General features: G+C 59.1%; 15 protein-coding genes. 7 read left to right on the top strand and 8 right to left on the bottom strand.

Annotation, left to right across the window (positions count from 1 at the left end; genetic code table 11):
- Window position 1 precedes the first annotated feature (1 nt).
- The 7 genes from HDF10_RS10955 (at window position 2) to HDF10_RS10985 (ending at window position 10,063) form a co-directional block, all read left to right on the top strand.
- Complete coding sequence (locus HDF10_RS10955; RefSeq protein WP_183813253.1) at window positions 2-355, top strand: STAS domain-containing protein; 354 nt, start codon at window positions 2-4, stop codon at window positions 353-355.
- Window positions 356-640: 285 nt separating this feature from the next.
- On the top strand, window positions 641-4,141 hold the full coding sequence (locus tag HDF10_RS10960) for a TonB-dependent receptor (protein WP_183813255.1): 3,501 nt from the start codon (window positions 641-643) through the stop codon (window positions 4,139-4,141).
- A 312-nt stretch (window positions 4,142-4,453) separates the two neighbouring features.
- Window positions 4,454-6,028, top strand: coding sequence for a GH39 family glycosyl hydrolase (locus HDF10_RS10965; protein WP_183813257.1), 1,575 nt, complete (start codon window positions 4,454-4,456; stop codon window positions 6,026-6,028).
- Window positions 6,029-6,074: 46 nt separating this feature from the next.
- Window positions 6,075-7,598, top strand: a complete 1,524-nt coding sequence (locus HDF10_RS10970; protein WP_260177810.1) for a GH39 family glycosyl hydrolase — start codon at window positions 6,075-6,077, stop codon at window positions 7,596-7,598.
- A 209-nt stretch (window positions 7,599-7,807) separates the two neighbouring features.
- Window positions 7,808-8,212 (top strand): hypothetical protein, encoded by a 405-nt coding sequence (locus HDF10_RS10975; protein ID WP_183813259.1) that lies wholly within the window; start codon window positions 7,808-7,810, stop codon window positions 8,210-8,212.
- 96 nt (window positions 8,213-8,308) lie between these two features.
- A complete protein-coding gene (locus HDF10_RS10980) occupies window positions 8,309-9,334 on the top strand; it encodes a radical SAM protein (RefSeq protein ID WP_183813261.1) in 1,026 nt (341 codons plus the stop codon).
- 60 nt (window positions 9,335-9,394) lie between these two features.
- Window positions 9,395-10,063, top strand: a complete 669-nt coding sequence (locus HDF10_RS10985; RefSeq protein ID WP_183813263.1) for a class II aldolase/adducin family protein — start codon at window positions 9,395-9,397, stop codon at window positions 10,061-10,063.
- Window positions 10,064-10,103: 40 nt separating this feature from the next.
- Here the strand turns inward: HDF10_RS10985 and HDF10_RS10990 are convergent, their stop codons facing one another.
- The 8 genes from HDF10_RS10990 to HDF10_RS11025 all read right to left on the bottom strand — a co-directional run bounded on the left by HDF10_RS10990 (window position 10,104) and on the right by HDF10_RS11025 (window position 20,863).
- Complete coding sequence (locus HDF10_RS10990) at window positions 10,104-11,567, bottom strand: RNB domain-containing ribonuclease (RefSeq protein ID WP_183813265.1); 1,464 nt, start codon at window positions 11,565-11,567, stop codon at window positions 10,104-10,106.
- Between the two features lie 25 nt (window positions 11,568-11,592).
- The gene (locus HDF10_RS10995; protein ID WP_183813267.1) at window positions 11,593-13,077 is read right to left on the bottom strand and encodes a rhamnulokinase; all 1,485 of its coding nucleotides are present in this window, start codon (window positions 13,075-13,077) and stop codon (window positions 11,593-11,595) included.
- Window positions 13,078-13,101: 24 nt separating this feature from the next.
- A complete protein-coding gene (locus HDF10_RS11000; protein ID WP_183813269.1) occupies window positions 13,102-15,309 on the bottom strand; it encodes a bifunctional rhamnulose-1-phosphate aldolase/short-chain dehydrogenase in 2,208 nt (735 codons plus the stop codon).
- A 94-nt stretch (window positions 15,310-15,403) separates the two neighbouring features.
- Window positions 15,404-16,504: a substrate-binding domain-containing protein gene (locus HDF10_RS11005; RefSeq protein ID WP_183813271.1), complete on the bottom strand. Its 1,101-nt coding sequence runs from the start codon at window positions 16,502-16,504 to the stop codon at window positions 15,404-15,406.
- A gap of 151 nt (window positions 16,505-16,655) precedes the next feature.
- A complete protein-coding gene (locus tag HDF10_RS11010; protein ID WP_183813273.1) occupies window positions 16,656-17,861 on the bottom strand; it encodes a sugar isomerase in 1,206 nt (401 codons plus the stop codon).
- A 113-nt stretch (window positions 17,862-17,974) separates the two neighbouring features.
- Window positions 17,975-18,646 carry a LutC/YkgG family protein gene (locus HDF10_RS11015; protein ID WP_260177811.1) on the bottom strand — a complete coding sequence of 224 codons (672 nt, stop codon included), beginning with the start codon at window positions 18,644-18,646 and terminating at the stop codon, window positions 17,975-17,977.
- A 1-nt stretch (window position 18,647) separates the two neighbouring features.
- Complete coding sequence (locus tag HDF10_RS11020; RefSeq protein ID WP_183813277.1) at window positions 18,648-20,126, bottom strand: LutB/LldF family L-lactate oxidation iron-sulfur protein; 1,479 nt, start codon at window positions 20,124-20,126, stop codon at window positions 18,648-18,650.
- Window positions 20,123-20,863 carry a (Fe-S)-binding protein gene (locus HDF10_RS11025; RefSeq protein ID WP_183813706.1) on the bottom strand — a complete coding sequence of 247 codons (741 nt, stop codon included), beginning with the start codon at window positions 20,861-20,863 and terminating at the stop codon, window positions 20,123-20,125. Before HDF10_RS11025 ends, HDF10_RS11020 begins: the two co-directional genes overlap by 4 nt.
- Window positions 20,864-20,874: the final 11 nt, after the last annotated feature.

Genomic DNA, 20,874 nt, shown 5'->3' on the forward strand with positions numbered 1-20,874 from the left:
TTTGAACACGCTTGAGATCAAGATCATGAAGTACGGAGAGATCGAAGCGGTCGAGTTGAGTGGCGCTCTCGTCCTCGGCACTCCAGTCAACAACCTGCGACAAAAAATCGACAACCTCACCGCTCACGGAGCAAACCAGTTCGTCTTCAATCTCACCGCAATCACCCGCATGGACTCAAGCGGCATCGGCCTTCTGGTCATGATCATGAGTTCGACCAAGGAGGCGGGCGGAGCCTTGAAGCTCGTCAATCCATCCAAGCAGGTAACGCAGACCCTGAAGATGTGCAACCTGCTACCACTCTTCGAGATCTTCTCCGAAGAACAGGAAGCGATCTCCTCCTTCGCAAAATCCTGAACACGCGAAATCCTGAACACCAGAAACGCATCCAAGAATCTGCGCTCCAGCCGCAGGTCTCCAACTTCTCCTGCTCTGTCACCGGCAGCATACAAATGCGCTAGTCAAGTACTGCTTCCAGAGATGTTGATCCACCGGTAAGCATCAACTTCCCAACCTTGACAGTCTTTTGCCGTGACGCGCATAGTCGATACCGGTCAAACGTTTGCCTAGCCATATCCCTGTCCACAAAAGGACGCTCCCCTATGGCGGCAGATCCCCAACGTTTCCCATCAGGAGGCCATCATGCAGCACTTTCGTTCCAGCAGCATCACTCCACTCACGAGGCTCCGGCACTCTCTGCTCGGCCCAACATTGCTCGTCATCCTCTTCAGCCTGTACGCAGTCACCGCTCACGCTCAATTCCGCGCGTCCATCCAGGGAACCGTAAGCGATACCGAAGGTGCCGTCATTCCGGGAGCAACCCTGACCCTCACCGATACCGACACCAATCACCCCGTCACCGCCATCTCCAACGACAGTGGTGTTTATAACTTCAGCGCCCTCGCACCTGACCACTTCACCCTCACCGCAACGGCAAAGGGCTTCAAGCAGCAGGTCATCCAGGATCTGCACATCGTCCCGGAGCAGGCCAATGCAGTCAATGTGACACTATCTCTGGGCGAGGCGACAACCAGCGTCACCGTATCCGGCGATGCCCTTCCCGCACTCGACACAGAGACCGCCTCGATCAGCGGAACCGTAGACGGCAACCAGATCCAGCATCTCCCCTCCACTGGCCGCGACGTCTTCCAGCTTGTGCAACTCGCGCCCGGCGTCTTCGGCGACGGCGCACAGTCTTCAAACCCTGGCAATGCCAACCAGCTTCCCGGAACCCAGGGCCCCGGCGGCGCCAACCGAGCGAACGGTATCTTCCAAACCGAAAACGGTCCCCAGGCCAATGCCAATGGCGGTCAGTACGAGACCAACGGCATTCAGATCGACGGCATCAGCACCGTCAGCGCAGTCTGGGGTGGGACCTCGGTCATCACTCCCTCCGAAGACTCCGTCGGCAACGTCAAAGTCCTTTCGAACGGTTATGACGCCGAGAACGGCCGCTTCAGCGGCGCTCAGATTCAGGTCACCTCGAAGACCGGCAGCAATCAATACCATGGCAGCGCCTTCTTCCGCGCCAGCAGGCCCGGCCTCAATGCCTACCAGCGCTACAACGGCGCAGGCACCTTCCAACCTGGAACCCCGGCCGATCGAGGCCTTTTGCGAGACAGCGAACGTGCCAACCAGATCGGCGGAAGCGTTGGCGGCCCTATCCTCCACGATAAGCTCTTCGCCTTCTTCTCCTACGAAACTCAGCGAGACAACTCGCAAACTCCAGGCACTGGCTGGTACGAAACTGCAGCGTTTCAAGCCCTCGCCCCTGCAAACAGCATCGCAAAAACATACCTCAGCTTCCCAGGCTCTCTAGTCTCGTCTTCGTCGCTCATCAATCAGACCTGCGCCAATGCCGGCCTGACCGAGGGCGTCAACTGCGTCACGATTCCCGGTCAAGGTCTCAACATCGGTTCGCCCCTCAATCAGCCTCTAGGGACCCAGGATCTGACCTGGCAGAGCACCACCAACCCCGGCGTCGGCGGAGGCCTGTCCAACGTACCCGATATCGCCTTCTTTAACACCGTCAACCCCACTACGAGGACTGCCAGCCAGTACAACGGACGTCTCGACGCCAACATCACCAAGAAAGACCACGCGGCCTTTGCCGTCTACTGGGTCCCTCTCGTCACGACCAACTACAACAGTTCGGTCCGCGCCTACAATCTTTTCAATCGCAAGCAGAACAACGAAGCATATTCCGTCATCTGGAACCACATCTTCTCGCCGACCTTCCTCAACGAAGCTCGCGCCAACGACGCCGGCTATCGTTATAACGAGATCACGTCCAACCCGCAGGCCCCCTTCGGTCTGCCGCTATCGATCGTCGACAATCTTGGCAGTATCAGTCTTGGCACATTCGGAGCCGGTGGCCCCGGCGACTACAACCAACACACCTTCACCTACAAAGACATCGCCACGAAAATAGCCGGCAATCACACAGTTAAATTCGGCGGAGAGGTGACTAGGCTCTACTATCTTAACAACAACACCGGCGCAGCACGTCCCCTCTATAACTTCTACAACATCTGGGACTTTCTCAATGACGCGCCCCACGGTGAAGCAGGCAACTTCAATCCCGCAACCGGCACCCCTTCCACCAACCGTCAGGACACTCGCGAAGATCTCTACGGCTTCTTCATCCAGGACGACTGGAAGGCTCGGCCGAATCTGACCCTCAGCGCAGGCCTACGTTACTCCTACTTCGGCCCGTTTTCCTCTAAAGAAAACAACCTTGGCGTGGTCGTTCTCGGCAGCGGTCCCAGCGCCTTCACCGACCTCGCAGTCCGGGATGGTGGCAATCTCACCAAAGCGCAAAAGGGCAACTTCGGACCCCAGTTCGGCTTCGCCTTCAGTCCCGACATGTTCCATGGCAAGGCCGTCGTTCGCGGCGGGTATGGACTCAACTACAACCAGAGCGAGATCTCAATTACGGCCAACTCAGGCAATAATCCCCCTGGGATTCTTGGCGTGGCCTATGCCAGCGGCAGTCCCGCCGCCATCGATCCGCGAATCGTCTACAACATTGCGAGTGATCCCAAATCGCTCTTCGGCTACCCGCCCAACCCTAACGCGACTGGCGGCTTCAACTCCGTAAACCTGCCGTTGGCTGGCGGAGCCTTCCTCTACGCCTATCAACCCACCCAGCCCACCATCTACACCCAGCACTTCTCGCTCGACACCCAGATAGATCTCGGCCACCAGTTCGTCGCCACCGTCGGCTATCAGGGAAGCACGACCAAGCACCTCATCGTTCAATCCTTCCTGTACATCAACGCGTTCGCAGAGGGACAAACACAAAATCCCCTTGTGCAGAACATCGACGAGTATGCAAACACCGGCAACTCAAACAACAACTCTCTGCTGCTAGGCTTCAAGCACCAGATGTCTCACCAGTTCATGTTCGACGCGGAGTTCAACTACGCGAAGACGATGGACACCGGCTCCGGTCCGTTCTTTCAGAATCAATATCCTTACCTGCCTTACCTCGCATACGGCCGTTCCGACTTCAACTACGGCAAAGCGTTCAAACTATATGGCCTCTGGCAGCCAAAGTTCTTCCACGGCAATTCGCTTCTATCGAAAGTAGTGGATGGCTGGTCGGTCAGCGGCATCTTCAACCTGCACACCGGCTTCCCCTTCACCCCAACCTATAACGTGCCGGGTGGCAACCTCTACTACGCCGCCAGCGGATACAACACACTGCGTCCGGCCTCGTATAACGGAGGCGCAAAAAGCAGCAGCAGCAATGATGCCTTTGAGAACGGCAAGCCTAACCTCAACTTCCCCGCCGCCGGGCCCACCCAACCCTACTTCACCGCACCCGTCGCGCCCACCGCGGGCTCTTCCGGCTTCGCATCCGGCCTACCGCAGCTTCCCGGTATCGCCCGCAACTCCTTCAACGGCCCAGGCTACAAAGACGTCGACGCAACCCTCACCAAATCCTTCGGTCTGCCGAAGGCAAAGATCATTGGAGAAGATGGCGCCATCGAGATCAGAGCAGACGCCTTCAACCTCTTCAACAACATCAACCTCACCCCGGGCTCGCTTAACACCAACATCCTGGTTCCCAACTTCGGTCAGGCCAACAACGCCCTCTCCGGCCGTATCGTCAACCTCCAGGCCCGCTTCAGCTTCTAGTGCCTCATCTTTCTTGCAGCACAAGAGATGCTCCCTCGGGAGCATCTCTTTCTTCAACGTCCTAAGCCGCGTAATCGGCCACCCGGCGCAAAAAAGAGGCCGACGCAATCCAAAAAGTGGCTGCCTCATTTATGGTGCAACTATAGGTGTAACGTCATCCCGATATTTTTTCTGCGCGGAAAACAACAAAACCCGCGTCATTCCTGCCCCCGCACCACGTCAACAAGGCGCTAATTCACCACGTTTCACCACCAGAAAACCACGTTGTCACCACAAATTCACCACAAGCTGCACACCCTGGAGAGATCTCTCATGATTCGATCCCGCACACTCACCCTTGCCGCGCTTTGTGTCTACTTTTTCAGCTCGTTCTCCCTCACCGCCCAGCAAGCGGAGCAGATCCGCATCGACGTTAACGCCCCCACAACTCCCTTCCCCCACTTCTGGGAGCAAACCTTCGGCTCCGGTCGCGCCATCCTCTCCCTGCGTCAGAGCTATCGCGACGATCTCCGCACCGTCAAAACCGTAACCGACTTCAAATCAGTGCGTTTCCACGGAATCTTTCTCGACGAAGTAGGCCTCTACGACCCCGATGCGACGACCCAAAATCCCGGTCTCCCTCCCGAAAAAGTTCAAGGCGCCGGCATCTACAACTTCTCCTACATCGACCAGATCTACGACGGCCTCCTCGCCAACAACATCCGCCCTTTCATAGAGTTAAGCTTCATGCCGCGCAAGATGGCAGCCGACCCCAACCAGACGCAGTCCTTCTTCTACAAGCCCGTCGTCTCGCCACCAAAGGACTACGCCCTCTGGGACGCAATGATCGCCGCCTTCGCCCAGCACCTCATCGACCGCTACGGCATCGACGAAGTCGCAACATGGAACTTCGAAGTCTGGAACGAGCCCAACCTCGACTTCTGGGGCGGCCGTCCCAACATTCCCACCTACTTCGAGCTCTACGACCACACCGCACTCGCGCTCAAAAAAGTCAGTCAACGAATCCGCGTAGGCGGCCCAGCGACAGCCCAGGCAGGATACGTTGCAGAGTTCCTCCAGCACTGCAAAGACCACAACATCCCCGTCGACTACGCCTCCACCCACGTCTACGCGAACGACACCTCAAAAGATGTCTTTCACACCGACGAACAGATTCCCCGCGACGTCATGGTCTATCGCGCAGTCAAAAAAGTGCACGACGAGATCGCCGCCTCACCCTACCCAAAGATGCCGCTCATCTTCAGTGAGTACAACGCCAGCTACTCGAACGAGCCCGACGTCACCGACACTACCTACCTCGGATCGTGGCTCGCCAACAACATTCGCCAGTGCGACGGCCTCACAGAGTCGATGAGCTACTGGACCTTCTCCGACGTCTTCGAAGAACAGGGAGTCGTCCGAACGCCCTTCTACGGCGGCTTTGGCCTCGTCGCTGCAAATGGCATCCCCAAGCCGTCCTTCAACGCCTTCGCCATGCTGCATCGCCTTGGAGACGTCAGAATTAAACTAGAGAACGACGACGCACTCGCAACCAAATCGAGCGATGGCGCCGTAGAAGTCGCTCTCTGGAACTACGCCCCACCCTTCGGCGTCGGAGCCGCCTACACTCCTCCTCCCGCCAACAGAGGCCCAGACAAAAGCTTTCAGCTAACCTTCGCCAACCTCCCATCAAGCGCAAAGGTCGAAGTGTTGCGAGTGGATGATGACCACGGAAACGCGGTGAAAGAATTTGATGCCATGGGCAGGCCGCGCGACCTCACGCAGGATCAGATCAAAAAGTTGAGAGCCGCCGGTGCCATGTCGCCCGCAGAAAAACTCCGGCTCTCCAACGGTCATCTGCAGATCGCCGTGCCGCCACACGGCCTCGTCCTTCTCATCGTTAAGTGAAACGGTCAAATAAACAGCCCGCCCCGCTATCAGAACGAGGTCACAAATGATGCGCCGCCGAAGTAGACTCCTTCCACTCTCTCTGATTCTTTTGTGCACTGCGTGGCCATGCTTCTCTCAGTCTCAGCTGCCAGCCGAAGAAGTCGTCACCATCGACGCTCACGCCACGACAACGCCATTCCCACACTTTTGGGAGCAGATGTTCGGCTCCGGCCGCGCCATCCTCACCCTGCGCGAAGCCTATCGCGAAGACCTCCGCGCCGTGAAAAAAGTAGCGGACTTCCGCTACGTCCGCTTTCACGCCATCCTGCACGACGAGGTCGGCGTCTACAACGAAGACGAGCACGGCAACCCCGTCTACAACTTCGCCTACGTCGACTCCATCTACGACGGCCTCCTGAAGAACGGCGTTCGCCCCGTCGTGGAGATCAGCTTCATGCCCAAAAAGCTTGCCTTCAACCCCGACGCTCTCCACCCCTTCTGGTACAAACAGAACGTCTCGCCGCCCAAAAGCATGGAGCGTTGGGATGACCTCATCCAGCACTTCGCCCAGCACCTCGTCGATCGCTACGGCATCGACGAAGTCTCCCAGTGGTACTTCGAAGTCTGGAATGAACCCAACATTGACTTCTGGAACGGCATCCCGCGCCAGGAATCGTACTTCGAGCTCTACGATCACACCGCCCGCACCCTCAAGTCGGTCAGCCTACGTCTGCGCGTAGGCGGCCCCGCCACCGCCGCAGCACAGTGGGTTCCAGAGTTTCTCCAGCACACCGCGGACAACCACATCCCCGTCGACTTCGTCTCGACCCACGGCTACGCCGACGACACCGTCCACAACATGTTCGGCACCAACGAAGACATCCCCATGGACGACCGTGTAGGCCGCGCCATAGCCAAGGTGCGCGGAGAGATCAATCACTCCCCCATACCTCATCTTCCACTCTTCTGGACCGAGTGGAACGTCCCCGGCATGATGGAGGCCCGCGACACCATCTACGTCGGCCCCGCGCTCGCCAACACCGTCCGCGAGTGCGACGGCAACGTAGACATGCTCTCCTTCTGGACCTTCTCCGACGTCTTCGAAGAAGGCGGCCCCACCAGCACCCCCTTCCGCGGAGACTTCGGCCTGCGCGCCTTCGACGGCATCAACAAGCCCAGCTACTACTCCTACGGTCTCCTGCACCAACTCGGCGACCAGCGTCTTGCCAACACCTCCAACAACATCATCGTCACGCGATCGACCAACGGAGACCTCTCCATCGCAGCCTGGAATCTCGTTGACCCCGGCCAGCAAGGTATCTCCCGCGAGCTTAACCTCCATCTGTCCGGCGTCCCGCAAAACGCGAAGGTCGCGATACAACGAGTCGACCAGACCCACGGAAACGTTCTGCCCCAGTGGGCAGCCATGGGAAAACCCAAAAACCCCACACCCGCCCAGGCCGAGCAGCTAAACCGCGAGACCGCGCTCCCCGCCCCGGAGCAGACCGCGCTTCGCAATGGAACTCTCCGCCTCAGCCTTACTCCTAATGCCCTGGTCCTGATTCGAATCGAAGACTCGCAACATTGAATCGCCAACAAAGACAGAATCGCTTTACCTCTCCACCGAGCAAGCAAAAAGAAATTTCAATTTAGGGAACCCCGCCGACGCAAATCTCTGCATCATAAGGCAGAACAGATAAAACGAAACGCCGCAATGGAGGAATAGCTCTCCTCCATTGCTATCCCGTCCAAAGAGATGAGGATAAAATCTGCATAGTGCATAGAACGAGAGGGCTATTGAAACTTATCTCCATAGCGGGGCGTTCGGTTGAAGACACGCCCTCTCGTGCGCCAGAGATCTGCGTCTTACTCGGTCAGATTCTCATCCTCCTGACAACGCTTCTGGTAGTCGTCATGCCCGTGACGGAGTATCTCTGGACCTTCGACAAGTTTCTCCGCGGTGGCCAGGACTGCGAGTTCGGACTTCTAGCTCTCGCCGCAATCCTCTGTCTCGTGCTCGTTCTCTCCCATCAGCGCAGAGCGGTCCTTACCCTGATCCTTACGCTTCGACGCGTGTTGTCTTCCCTCTTTCAGCCAGCCGATCCATCCGCCAGGTTTCCCTCCGGCCTGGTTGCGCCTGTGCAGTTCAATCTGACGCGTAGCATCTCCCTTCACTCCATCAATCTCCCCCTACAAATCTGATAACTCTCTTCGTGCGTTCGTAGTCGCGACTCCCTCCAGTCGCATGCGGTCTCTACCAAACTGATCTGTTCTCATACAGCCGATCATGGAGAAGCAATGAAGAAATCAGAAGTCTTCCACGCGTGGGCCAGAATTCTCGTCGGACGCGCCCCCTCCCTGTCTATCGAAATCACCAAAGAATGCCCTCTGCGTTGCCCCGGTTGCTATGCCTTCGACTCCGCTCATCTCGGCGGAGACACCCAGCTTCGCGAACTCTCCGACTTCAAGGGAGACCAGCTCGTTCAACGGGTACTCGAACTCCTCGACAAAGAAAAGCCCCTGCACGTCTCCCTCGTCGGCGGAGATCCCCTCGTCCGCTATCGCGAGCTCGAACTCCTTCTCCCACAGATCGAAGCTCGCGGCATCCACACCCAGATCGTCACCAGCGCATTCCGCATCATTCCTGCCGAGTGGAAGCGCTTCAAAAAGCTGACCGTGGTCGTCTCCATCGACGGCCTCCAACCCGAGCACGACGAACGCCGCGCACCCGCGACCTACGACCGCATCCTCAAAAACATCCAGGATGCCAACATCACCATCCACTGCACCATCACCGCGCAGATCGCAGACCGCCCCGGATACCTTGACCAGTTCCTCCAGTTCTGGAGCAGTCAGCCTGCCGTAATGAAGGTCTGGTTCAGCCTCTTCACCCCGCAGCGCGGCGCCACCGATCCAGAGATCCTCACCCCACGCCAGCGAGCCAACATCACCGCCGAGCTGCGCGAGCTCCGAAAGAAATATCCGGCCCTCGATATGCCGGATGTTGTTCTCCAAGAAATCTCTTCTCCACCAAAGAACCCCGAAGAGTGTATCTTCGCTCGAACAACTATGACCGTCTCCGCGGACCTCTCAACAAAAATCACCCCCTGCCAGTTTGGCGGCAACCCCGACTGCGAACAATGTGGCTGCATCGCCTCCATGGGACTGGCAGCAGTCGGCCACCACCGCGTCCTTGGTCCACTCACCGCCGGCCACCTCTTCCTGGCCTCCGCCAAAATCGGCGAAGTCTGGCGAAACCTGCAAAGCCCCCTTTCTCCAAAACCGATCATCCGGATAAAAGCATCTCCATTCGAAATCCTGTGAGGAAACATGCACTTTGAAAACCGGAATGGGATTACACTTCATGGCAACGAAAGAGGAACGATGATCGAAGAATGTATCGGCCGGCCCGAAGTAGAACTAAGGCGCGAACTCGTGCAGTTTGGCCGATGGCTCTCTCGACTCGGCTTCATGCCGGGCACCTCGGGAAACCTCTCCGTCCGGCTCGATCAGGAGCGCCTACTGGTCACCCCCACCGGCATGAGCAAGTACCTCATGCGTCCCTCCGACATGGTCATCGTCGACCTCGAAGGACGCCAGCTCGCAGGCTCCAGAAAGGTCACCAGCGAACTCAGCATGCACCTCGCCGTCTACCAGATGAGAGCCGACATCGAAGCCGTCGTCCACTCCCATCCCCCTATCGCCACCGCCTTCGCCTGCGCCGGCCGCGCCCTCGATGAGATGCTCTGCCAGGAGGCCGTCATGACCCTCGGCTCAGTCCCGCTGGCCCTGTACGCCACCACCGGAACCGACGAGGTCGCAGCCAGCCTCAGGCCCTTCATCCCTCATCACACCGCCATCCTCATGGCCAATCACGGCGCCGTAGCCTACGGCCCCACCCTCACCGATGCCTTCCTCAAGATGGAGACCGTCGAGCACCTCGCCCACATCCGCCTCGTAGCCCACCAGCTAGGCTCCACGCAGACCCTCAGCGACAATCAACTGGACGACCTGATACGCGCAAGACAAAAGTACCTCCGCAACGCAACATAGCAACAACGCAGCTTAGCAACCGCCGCCGACGCCCAGAGCCTCACGCCCGTCCAAAGTCGATAAACGCATGTTGCGGATCGGTATGCAGCAGCGTCACATCCACCATATCCCCAACATCCAGCCCCTGCTCGCCACGCACCACCTTGCCCTCCACCGGAGGATCGAACACCCGCACATACGTCCCCTTATCATTCGCGCCGGTAATCACTCCATGGAAGCTCTTCCCCACGCTCCCAGCCAGCGCCACCGCCGCCACTCGCTTCAGCATCGCCCGTTCCACCTTGCGCCCAGCCGACTCTCTCTCGTTGCAGTGCGTCGCAATCGCCTCAAGCTCTTCATCGGTGTAAGGAGCAGCCTCGCCGGCCAGCATCGCCTTCACCACCCGCTGTGTCACCAGGTCCACAAACCGCCGGTTCGGCGCAGTCGAGTGCGCATAGTCCTGCGCCGCCAGCCCGAAGTGCCCCGGCTGCTCTGCATCATCATCGCCCTTAGCCAGAACATACTCCCCCGGCCCCATCAGCTTGATGATCGCCAGCGACAGATCCGGATAGTGCACCGCATCCGACGCCCTCTGCGCCTGCAAAAATGCGTTCAGCGCGCCCGAGTCAGGCTGAGCCGGCAGCACCGTCCCATGCCGCCCCACAAGCTCCACAATCCGCGCCCACCGCTCCGGCGACCGCACCACCCTCCGAATCGACGACCGCTTCGCCTCCCGCAGCATCCGCGCCATCGTCTCGTTCGTAGCAATCATCAACTCTTCAATCAAATCACTCGCCCGGTTATGAAACGCCGTCCCAATCGACTCCACCTTGCCATCCACCACCACCGGATCGGCCTCCACGCGGTTGAACTCCAGCGCGCCCATCTTCACCCGCTGAGCCCGCAACGCCTGTGCCGCCTCATCCTGCCGCCGCAGCTGCTCCTGCAACTCAACCGAAGCAGCCACCTTCGCATCCGGCCCCGCCTTTCCTTCAAGCCACGGCCCCACATGGCTGTAAGCAAGCTGCGCCTTGTTCCGAACCTGCGCCCTGTAGATGGAAGTGTCCTGCACCTTCCCTTCGCCATCCACTACAAACTCAACAACCACCGCCATCCGATCCTCGTCTTCATTCAACGAGGTCAGATCCGTCGAAAGCTCGGTCGGCAGCATCGAAAAGTTCCTCACCGCCGTATAAACCGTCTGCGTCTGCTCCGCCGCATGACGATCCAGCGGCGTATCCTTCAGCACCGAAGCTGCAACATCGGCCACCCCCACTCTCACGCGAACCCCACCGTCCACGCGCTCGGCCACCTCAATCTGGTCCAGATCCCGCGAGGTGTCATTATCGATCGAGGACCACAGCAGCCCCCGCAGATCGCGAACATCCGCATCGGCCTTCGCTCCCCCAGCCGCACGAATCGCCGCCACCTGCGTGTCGCTTCCGTCAGGAAAGTCAACAGAAAAGCCCTCGCGAACCATCTCAGCGGAGGCAGAACCAACCAGGTCAAAAGTATGGGTAGACATGCAAGGGAAGCCTACCACGCGAGTGCTAACCCTTCGTAGCCGTCTGCTCCAGAGCCAAAGCCAGCCGCCCCGCCCACCGAGACACCCGCTCCGCATCCGCGCCTGTCGCCTCATCGCGGCTACCCTCCAGCACCGTCAGCTGCACCGCAAAGTTCCCCACCGTCGAGCTCTCCGCCGCACCACGAAACAACTCCAACCCCGTAGCCTCCTCAGTCAGCCGATTCAGAAAATCGTTCTGGCTCCCACCACCCACCACAAACAACCGCTTCAACTTTTTGCCACTATGAAACGCCACGCGCTCCAGCACATCCGCATACCGAGCCGCCAGGCTATGAAAGATCAGACTCGCAAACGCCGGTGCATTCTCTGCACCTTCCTCTAAAGGCTTCAACCCCATCCGCACCCGCTGCGCATTAATCCTCTGCGGCATCCCGCCCGCAAGCAGCAGATCAGCGTCATCCACATCCAGCAGCCCCTCCGGCTTCGCCACCTTCTCCGCCGCTGTCACCAACTCCGGCACACTCCACTCCCGGCCCTCCGCAGCCCACTGATGCAGACACTGCCGGATCAACCACATCCCGTTCACATTCTTGTGAAAGCAGACTCTCCCCCCCACCGCTCCAAGGTTCGTGAAGTTCTCCGCCGCCACAGCCGCATCATTCCTCGGCTCCTTCAGCACAGTCCCTACTAGCGACCATGTCCCCGAGCTGAGATAAGCCCAGTCATCCCCCACCGCAGGAATCCCCGCAATCGCCGAAGCCGTGTCATGACAAGCCGGAGCGATCAACACCGTATTGCGAAACGCCGCCAGCTTCGCCAGCTGGCCACTCAACCTGCCAACCTCAGTGCCCGGAGGAACCAGCCTCGGCGCCAGCGCAACATTCAGCTCCGCCGCTTGAAAGATCTCCTCGCACCACTGACGCCCGTGCAAATCCATCATCTGCGAGTGAGTCGCATTCGTAAACTCCGCCACCCGCGCCCCACCCCAGCGCGACAGAAAATACTCTGGCAGATTCATCCACTGCTCGCCTGCAGGCAGTCCCTCCAACCGATCCGCATACAGCTGATACAGCGTATTGATCCGCAGCAACTGCACTCCCGTGCACTCCCGCAGTCGCTCAGGCGCAATCTCCTCGTACAGCCTCTGCTCCGCCTCAATCGTCCTCTCATCGCGATAGCAAAACGGATCGGCGAGCGCCCTCCCATCCGAATCCACGCGCACATAGTCCACAGCCCAGCCATCCACCGCGATCGAGCGCACGCCCTCCACTGCAATCTCCGCGCAGAGTCGAAGCCCATGCTCCAGCCCAGCTTCGATCATCCCTAAATCCCAGCGCAGCCTCCCATCCGTCTCACGCGGAGCATTGGCAAACCGATGCACCAGCATAATCACCGGCCGCCCCGCCACCCAGCGCAGCAGCGACACCCGGCAACTCTCCGCCCCCAGGTCCACTGCCACCAAAGCCCGCGTATCCTCGGGAACCAGCGCCACATCTGGCGTCCGCCTCATCGCGCGCCTCTCCTATCGCAAACCCTATCGCAGATACGCTTCCGTCAAACCACCATCCACCGGAATCAAGTGCCCCGTCGTGCATCGAGCCAGAGGCCCCGCAAGAAACATGATCGCCTCCGCACAATCCTTCGGATCAATCGGCTGATGCGTCAGCGTCCGCGTCGCATAAAACTGCGCCAGCTCATTCCGCAATCCATCATCCGTCTCCGTCTCTTCAAACGGCAGCTTGTACTTCTTCAACGAAGCGATCACGCGATCACGCGGAAACATCGTCGACCCCTTCACCACCGTAGCCGGACTAATCCCATTCACCCGCACCTTCGGCGACAACGAAACTGCCAGCTCCCGCACCAGGTGACTCAACGCCGCCTTGCTCACGTCGTACGCCTCGCTGCCACGCTTCGCCACAACAGCATTGGCCGAACTCGTCAGTACCACGCTCGCATCGATCCCCTGCTCCGCAAAGATCTTCGCCGCCTCATCCGTCAGCAGATAGTTCGCCGTGACATTCACCTCCAGCGTCAAAGCCCACTGCGCATCGCTGATCACACCATCCGGCGACGAAGGAAACAGCGCCGCCGTATTGATCAAAATATCGATCCCGCCAAACTGCTTCACCGTCGCCTCGAGAGCAGCCTTGATCGCCTTCCGATCGCGAATATCAATGCTCGTCCAGCTGACCGCCTCTCTCCCGGCAATCGCCTTCACCTCCTCAGCAACCGCCTCCGCACCCTTCACATCGCGATCGGCCACCACAACATGCGCCCCGCGTTGAGCCGCAAGCAGCGCAACCTCGCGCCCAATCCCACTCCCGCCGCCAACAACAAGAGCCACCCTCCGGCTCAACTCTTTCTCCGGCGGCTGTCTGCGAATCTTCGCCTCTTCCAGCTTCCAGTACTCAATCCGAAAAGCCTCATTCGGCGGCAGCGCAACATAGTTCGCATGCACCGTAAACTGATCCGCCGAAGCCGCCGGCCCAGCCTGAGGAATCTCCATGCAGTCCACGCCAGCCCCCAGAGCACCCGCACCCTGCATCACGCCGATCGCATTGACATAAAACTCCCCAGTAATCCGCGACTCCGTCTTATTCTTTCCAAAGCTGAACATCCCCACACCCGGCACCAGCACCACAGTAGGGCTCGCATCGCGCACCGCAGGCGAATCCTTCACCGCGTGCTTCTTGTAGTACTCCGCATACTCCGCGCGATAGGTCTCAAGCGAACTCTCAATCAACTCCTTCAACTCCGCCGGATCACCCGCCGGATTCCACTTGATGAACATCGGCCGAATCTTCGTTCGAATAAAATGGTCCGGGCAGCTCGTCCCCAGGTGCGCCAGCTTCTCTGCCTGCTCCGAGTTCACAAACTCCATCACCTGCGGCATATCGCTAAAGCTCCCAATCCATCGCTGCTTCCGCGACACCACCCCACGCAGATAAGGCATCACCTGCAGAACAATCGCAGCCCTGTCTTCGCGGCTCTTCACCTGCCCGCCGCCAAAGTGCTTATGCCCCGCAACCGAACCGTGCCGCTCAATAAACTGCCCCAGCTGATCGATGATCGTAATCGTATTCAGGTAGCTCTCGCGCTGCGTCTCTCCCCACGTAAACAGCCCATGCCCGCCCAGCACCACGCCATCGCACCCCGGCGTCTCCTCCACGATCTTCTTCAACATCATGCCCAGCTCAAACCCTGGCCTCTGCCACGGCAGCCACGCCAGCTTATGTCCAAATTCTTTATTGAACTCCTCCATCTTGATCTTCCCATTCGCCGAGGCCGCCAGCGCGATCCCCCAGTCCGGATGAAGATGGTCCACATGCGCAAACGGCAGAAACCCATGCAGCGGCGTATCGATCGAAGCGGCCACAAGATTATTCCCAAACGTGCACAGCGGATACATCTCCACCATCTCGTCTTCGAGATCTACTCCGCGATACGCCTTCTCCAGCGCCAACAGCTTCTCCATGTAAAGCGTCGCAAACCCCGCGCGCTTGATGCTCCCCGGATCGCCGCCGCTCCCCTTCACCCACAAAATCTGCTTCGTCTCTCCATCCAGCGGATCGACCTGCTCCAGCTTCGAGCTCGTATTCCCCCCGCCAAAATTAGTGATCCGCAGATCCGAGCCCAGCAGGTTCGATCTGTACCTCAGCAGCTCCGGTGCATCCAGCTGCGCCGCTACCGCCTCATCCCAACGATCTTCCAAAAACTTCAGGCCGCCCTGTGCCGTCATGTGTCAACCTCTTCGTCTGGCCTAAATCCAGGCCCCGACTATCATTCCACACGCAACACCAATACGGCAACTATTTCCAATGAGAAAATAGCAGTCAGACTGAAACGGCATTAAGCGAATCCCGGGTCACCATCTTATGAGCCACATAGTTATAAGGTGGCACCGTCTGCCCCCTCAGTAGCGACAGTCCAAGATGAATCAAACTCGGCCCGTACGAGCTCGCCTCATGCGACACCGACCCAATCAACGGCGACTTGTCCCTCCGCATCTCCTGCATCGCCTCCGCAATGCAATCCTGCCCCACAATCGCCACGTGCTTCTCGCGCTTCTGCTCCCGCACCGCATCTACCGCGCCCAACGCGCTCGAGTCGGTAGCCGCCGCAATCAAAATGCGCCTGTCCTTCGGATGTCGCTGCAGAAAATCCGAGATCAGCTTCTTGCTCCGATCCCGCATCCCCCGCCCGTCGATCCGCACAAACACCTCCACCGGCAGCTCCGGATGTCCGCACCTCACCCCTTCAAACGCACCCGTAATTCGGCTCTGCACCAGTTGTCCCGCCTCGGCCAGATCGAGCCCAATCACCCAATCCACCTTACCGTCCCAGTTCGCTGTCGCGTAGGCGCCCAGCGTCTCTCCAGCCTCAATCCCGACCCGATAGTTATCCACCCCGAAGTAAGTCGCATGAGGATGCGGAATATCGATCGCAATCAGCGGAATCTTCGCCCCCGCAATCTTGTCCCCGATCATCGGAGCCACCTCCTGCTCCACCTGAAACTCGATCACCAGATCCACCTTGCTCGAAACGAACTCCTCCGCATTCCGTAACGCAGTCGCCGCGTCATAGCGGTTATCCAGAATCAGCAGATCGACCCCCACCGCAGCCGCAGCATCCTTCAAGCTCTCGGTCACCTCCACCGAAAACGGCATATCCGCGCTCTGTCCGCCAAAGCCAAACCGCATCTTCTTCGGCCGCGTCACCTGCCGGTACGTCCCATCAGGAGACTGCGAAAGATATCCCCGGTGAACGAACGTCTTCAATACCCGGTACACCGTCGTCTTCGAGATTCGCGTCTGCCGATGGATCGACTCCAGCGTCATCGGCTGGTTCTCCGCCTGCAGCAGCTCCAGAATATCCAGCGCCTTCGACAGCACTGGAATCAGATAAAGTCGTTTCGAAGTCTTTCGTACAGCCATAGTCTCCCGCCGAGGAGCGACCACTCAGCCGATCCATTATGCGGCACCTGCCCCGGTTTCGCTAATGGAATTCCCATGCAACAGCTTTCAAAACGTCAGAAACTCTCTTCCCCAAAACGCCTCACCCCGCGACGATCAGCAGGAAACATCTCTAAGCATAGGTCGAAACGCTGCGAGCGTTCCTGCTCTCCCGCTCCCGCGTAATCTTCTCCACATACCCGCTCTCCGCCAGCGCCTTCAGAGGCTCCGCCGGAAGTCCGCGCGCAACCCTCCACTCCCTCACGATCGGCCGCACGTCCTGCCAGAAGCTATCCCGGAAGCACTCCTCAGCCTCCACCAGCCGGCACTCCTGCTGCAACTCCGCCAGCTTCCCCTGGTCGATCAGCGCGGCCTTCGCATACAGCTCCTGCGCCGTCGCCACCGTCTGCACCATCGCCTCCACCTTGCCCTTCAGGTTGTGGCTCTGGTCGATCATGAAGGCAACATCCGCGCGATCGCTCACCTCCGCGCTCAAAATCTCATGAAAGATTCGAAACACCTGGTAAGGATCAATCGAGCCCAGCGTCAGGTCGTCATCGGCATACTTCCGGTCGTTGAAATGAAATCCACCCAGCTCCTTCACATGCAGCAGCCAAGTCACGATCTGTTCAATATTCGTCGCCTGCGCATGATGCCCCGTATCCACCAGCACCTTCGCCTTCGGCCCGCACCGTCGCACCAACTCCAGAGCCATCCCCCAGTCCGCAATGTCAGTGTGATAAAAAGCCGGCTCAAACGGCTTGTACTCCACCAGCATCCGCTGTCCCTCACCCAGCGCGGCATGGGTCGCACCCAGCACCTCTTCCATCCATCCAATCCGCTTGCGAATACTCTGCGTCCCCGGATAGTTCGACCCATCCGCAATCCACAGCGAAACATCCTTCGACCCCAACGCCTGCCCAATCGCCACCGACTCCAGCAGATGCTTCAACGCCATCCCGCGAATCTCCGCGCTCGGGTTCGCAATCGATCCATATTTGTACTCCGCGTTCTGAAAGAGATTCGGATTGATCGACCCAGCCTTCATCCAATACTTCTTCTCGAGCGCCTGAATCGCAGGAACATCCGCCCTCCCGTTCGGCAGGTCCCACAGTACATGCAGCGCCACCGTCGGGCTCGCACCCGTCAACGCATTCACCTGCGCCGCATCGCTGAACTTCTCTTCAATCGTCGTCGCCGCCCCACCCTGAAGAAACTTCCCGAACCGCGTCCCGGTATTCGCAAATCCCCATGATGGAACCTCAATCCGAAAACCATCCAGCGCGCTGAAAACTCTCTGTGCCTTCTGCTCTGCGACCCCTGCACCGTTGTTTCCCATCACTCGATTTCCTCTTAGATCTAAGATATTACGAAATAGAAATATACTCTCTATTGAAACATAGGCAGACTGCTCCTTTTTGCTGTCGTTTGTCAAAAGATTTTTTCCACGCTTCAAACAATCAGAATCACATCCAGAAATCGTGGCCCATGCACCCCCTTGATCCGTGTCATCTCGATATCCGCCGTCGCAGACGGCCCCGAAACAAACGTAGTCGCAAGGCCAGCCATCTCCTGCAGCCGCTCCATGGCCTCCGGCACCGTCTCCACCACATCCTCCGCCTTTACCACACACAGGTGATAATCCGGCACCAGCGTCGTCGCCCGTCTTCCCTGCCCCGCCACACTCTGCAGTACGAACGTCCCCGTCTCCGCAATCGCCAGCGTCGCCCCCGTCATCACCCCATCGACACCATCCAACTCATGCGAAGACAATCCTTCATCCACCACAAACTCCACCCCGCCCGCCGAAGGTGGCATCCACGAAACCGGCAGCCACCCAACCGGCAAGCCGACCGGCACCACCATCCGCCGAACGCCCCGCTCAGCCAGTATCTCCGCCACACTCTGCCCTACGCCCTCACTCGTAACCCGAACCACCCGCCCATCATAGTCCCGCAAACGATCCTCCAGCAGCGCCAGCACCTTCTTGCGCTCCCGAGTCCCCTTCCGTCGATACTCCCGCGCAATCCCATTCCACCCAATCCACGCCGCAGCACCATCGGACGTTCCACCCGTAGCCGCCCTCACCCTGCGCAACACTTCAGCCCGCGAATTTGTAACCATATCAGTTTCCATCTCTCCCCCGCCTCTCCCACCAGTCCCGAAACGTCTCCTTCGGCATCTCCTCGAGATCCCTCGCCTGGGTCCACCCGCCCAGCAGCCCCGGCAGCCACCCGATCCACCCTTGGCCTCGTTCATCCTTCCGCACCAGCGGCCTCTCAGCCATGCGCCCCAGCCGCTGCGTCGCCCTGAATCTCCGCTCGCTCCGAAAGATCATTGCCATCGCCTTCATCGCCCCGGCCTCCACATCAAACAGACCCGCGACCCCAGCCGTATTCTGCTTCACCACCTTGTTGCGCAGATGTATCAGCACCTCCGGAATATTGATCTTCACCGGGCAAACCTCATAGCAAGCCCCGCACAACGAGGACGCATATGGCAGCGACTGCGCATGATGCATCTCCTGCAGCTGCGGCGTCAGAATCGCCCCGATCGGCCCCGCATACACGCTCCCATACGCATGTCCCCCCGTCTGCCGATACACCGGGCACGCATTCTGGCAAGCCCCGCAGCGAATACAGTTCAGCGTCTGCCGCCCCTCTTCATCTGCCAGAATCTCCGTCCGCGCATTATCCATCAGCACCACATGAAACACCCCCGGACCATCTCGAAGACCATCGTCAGCAGAAGCAGCATCCACCCCAGTCCAGATCGAGTTATACGGATTCATCCGCTCCCCGGTAGCCGACCGCGGCAGTAACTGCAGCATCACCTCCAGGTCCTGAAATCGCGGCAGCACCTTATCGATCCCTGCAATCGTGATCAGCGTCTCCGGCAGTGTCAGGCACATCCGTCCATTGCCCTCACTCTCCACAACGCAAACCCCACCTGTCTCCGCAATCAAAAAGTTCGCCCCACTCACCGCCGTCTTCACCCGCAGAAACTTCTCCCGTAAAAACATCCGCGCCGCATCAGCCAGATCCTGTGGCCGATCTCCCAACTCCGGCAGATTCATCTCACGCTGAAAGATTTCGCGTATCTCCTGCCTGTTCTTATGCAGCGCCGGCACCACAATATGCGACGGCCGATCCTCTCCCAGCTGAATAATCAACTCCGCAAGATCGGTCTCATACGGATGAATCCCCGCAGCTTCCAGCGCAGGGTTCAGTTGAATCTCCTCCGTCGTCATCGACTTGATCTTGATTACCTCGTCCGACCCCGAAGCCTTCACCAGCTCGACAACAATCCGTCGCGCCTCCTCCGCATCCCGAGCCCAGTGCACCACCCCACCCGCGCGCGTACAGTTCGCCTCAAACTCCTCAAGATAAAAATCCAGATACTCCATCGTGTGCCGGCGAATCTGCTTCCCTGCCTCTCGCAGCTCCTGCCAGTCCGGCATCTCGCCCACCACGCGAGCACGTTTTCCCTGAATCACGTCCGTAGCATGACGCACATTCTTCCGCAGTTGCGCATCTCCCAACATCGCCTTCGCCGCCATCGGAAACGTCGGCGCCGTCTTCGGATCCAACCCACCTCGACTCATCGCCCCACCCCGTCTTCCCCCGCCAGAATCTCCGCCAGATGCACCGTCTTCACGCCCGTCCTCTGCCGATGCAACGCCCCCTGAATATGCATCAGGCAGGAGTTATCGCAAGCCGTGCAAGCCTCCGCCTTCGTATTCAAAACCGCCGTCGTCTTCTCCGCCAGCATCGCGCTCGAAACATCCGCATTCTTCACGGCAAACGTCCCGCCAAATCCGCAGCACTGCTCCAGCCCCTGCAGCTCCACCAGATCGATCCCCCGCACCGCCTTCAACAGCCGCATCGGTCCATCGCCCAGCAGCAGATTCCTCAGCCCATGGCAACTAGCGTGATACGTCACCCGATGCGGATAATACGCCCCCACATCCTCTAGCCCCAGCCGCTTCGTCAGAAACTCCGAGAACTCAAACACCCGCGGCAGCAGAGCATCCACCTCCGCAATCAACTCCGCCCGTCCGATCGCCACAGCCATCTTCGGATAGTGATCCCGCATCATCGCCACACACGACGACGACGGCACCACCACAGCCTCCGCCCCGCGAAACTGCGCCACAAACCGCTCCAGCAGCGGCATCGCCTCCGCCTGGTAGCCGGTGTTATAGTGCATCTGCCCGCAGCAAGTTTGCCCTCGAGGAAACTCCACCGTATGCCCCAGCCGCTCCAGCACCCGCACCACTGCCTTGCCGGTCTCAGGAAACAGCGTGTCGTTATAGCAGGTAATGAACAGTGAAACTCGCAGACCAACCTCCA

It is taken from the genome of Tunturiibacter empetritectus (assembly GCF_014201375.1).
In the GTDB taxonomy this organism is placed as follows: domain Bacteria; phylum Acidobacteriota; class Terriglobia; order Terriglobales; family Acidobacteriaceae; genus Edaphobacter; species Edaphobacter lichenicola_D.

Bases quoted from the DNA above. Each gene is read 5' to 3' on its own strand.
- HDF10_RS10960 (WP_183813255.1), top strand. From the start codon at position 641: ATGCAGCACTTTCGTTCCAGCAGCATCACTCCACTCACGAGGCTCCGG.
- HDF10_RS10965 (WP_183813257.1), top strand. From the start codon at position 4,454: ATGATTCGATCCCGCACACTCACCCTTGCCGCGCTTTGTGTCTACTTT.
- HDF10_RS10970 (WP_260177810.1), top strand. From the start codon at position 6,075: ATGATGCGCCGCCGAAGTAGACTCCTTCCACTCTCTCTGATTCTTTTG.
- HDF10_RS10980 (WP_183813261.1), top strand. From the start codon at position 8,309: ATGAAGAAATCAGAAGTCTTCCACGCGTGGGCCAGAATTCTCGTCGGA.
- HDF10_RS10985 (WP_183813263.1), top strand. From the start codon at position 9,395: ATGATCGAAGAATGTATCGGCCGGCCCGAAGTAGAACTAAGGCGCGAA.
- HDF10_RS10990 (WP_183813265.1), bottom strand. From the start codon at position 11,567: ATGTCTACCCATACTTTTGACCTGGTTGGTTCTGCCTCCGCTGAGATG.
- HDF10_RS10995 (WP_183813267.1), bottom strand. From the start codon at position 13,077: ATGAGGCGGACGCCAGATGTGGCGCTGGTTCCCGAGGATACGCGGGCT.
- HDF10_RS11000 (WP_183813269.1), bottom strand. From the start codon at position 15,309: ATGACGGCACAGGGCGGCCTGAAGTTTTTGGAAGATCGTTGGGATGAG.
- HDF10_RS11005 (WP_183813271.1), bottom strand. From the start codon at position 16,504: ATGGCTGTACGAAAGACTTCGAAACGACTTTATCTGATTCCAGTGCTG.
- HDF10_RS11010 (WP_183813273.1), bottom strand. From the start codon at position 17,861: ATGGGAAACAACGGTGCAGGGGTCGCAGAGCAGAAGGCACAGAGAGTT.
- HDF10_RS11015 (WP_260177811.1), bottom strand. From the start codon at position 18,646: ATGGTTACAAATTCGCGGGCTGAAGTGTTGCGCAGGGTGAGGGCGGCT.
- HDF10_RS11020 (WP_183813277.1), bottom strand. From the start codon at position 20,126: ATGAGTCGAGGTGGGTTGGATCCGAAGACGGCGCCGACGTTTCCGATG.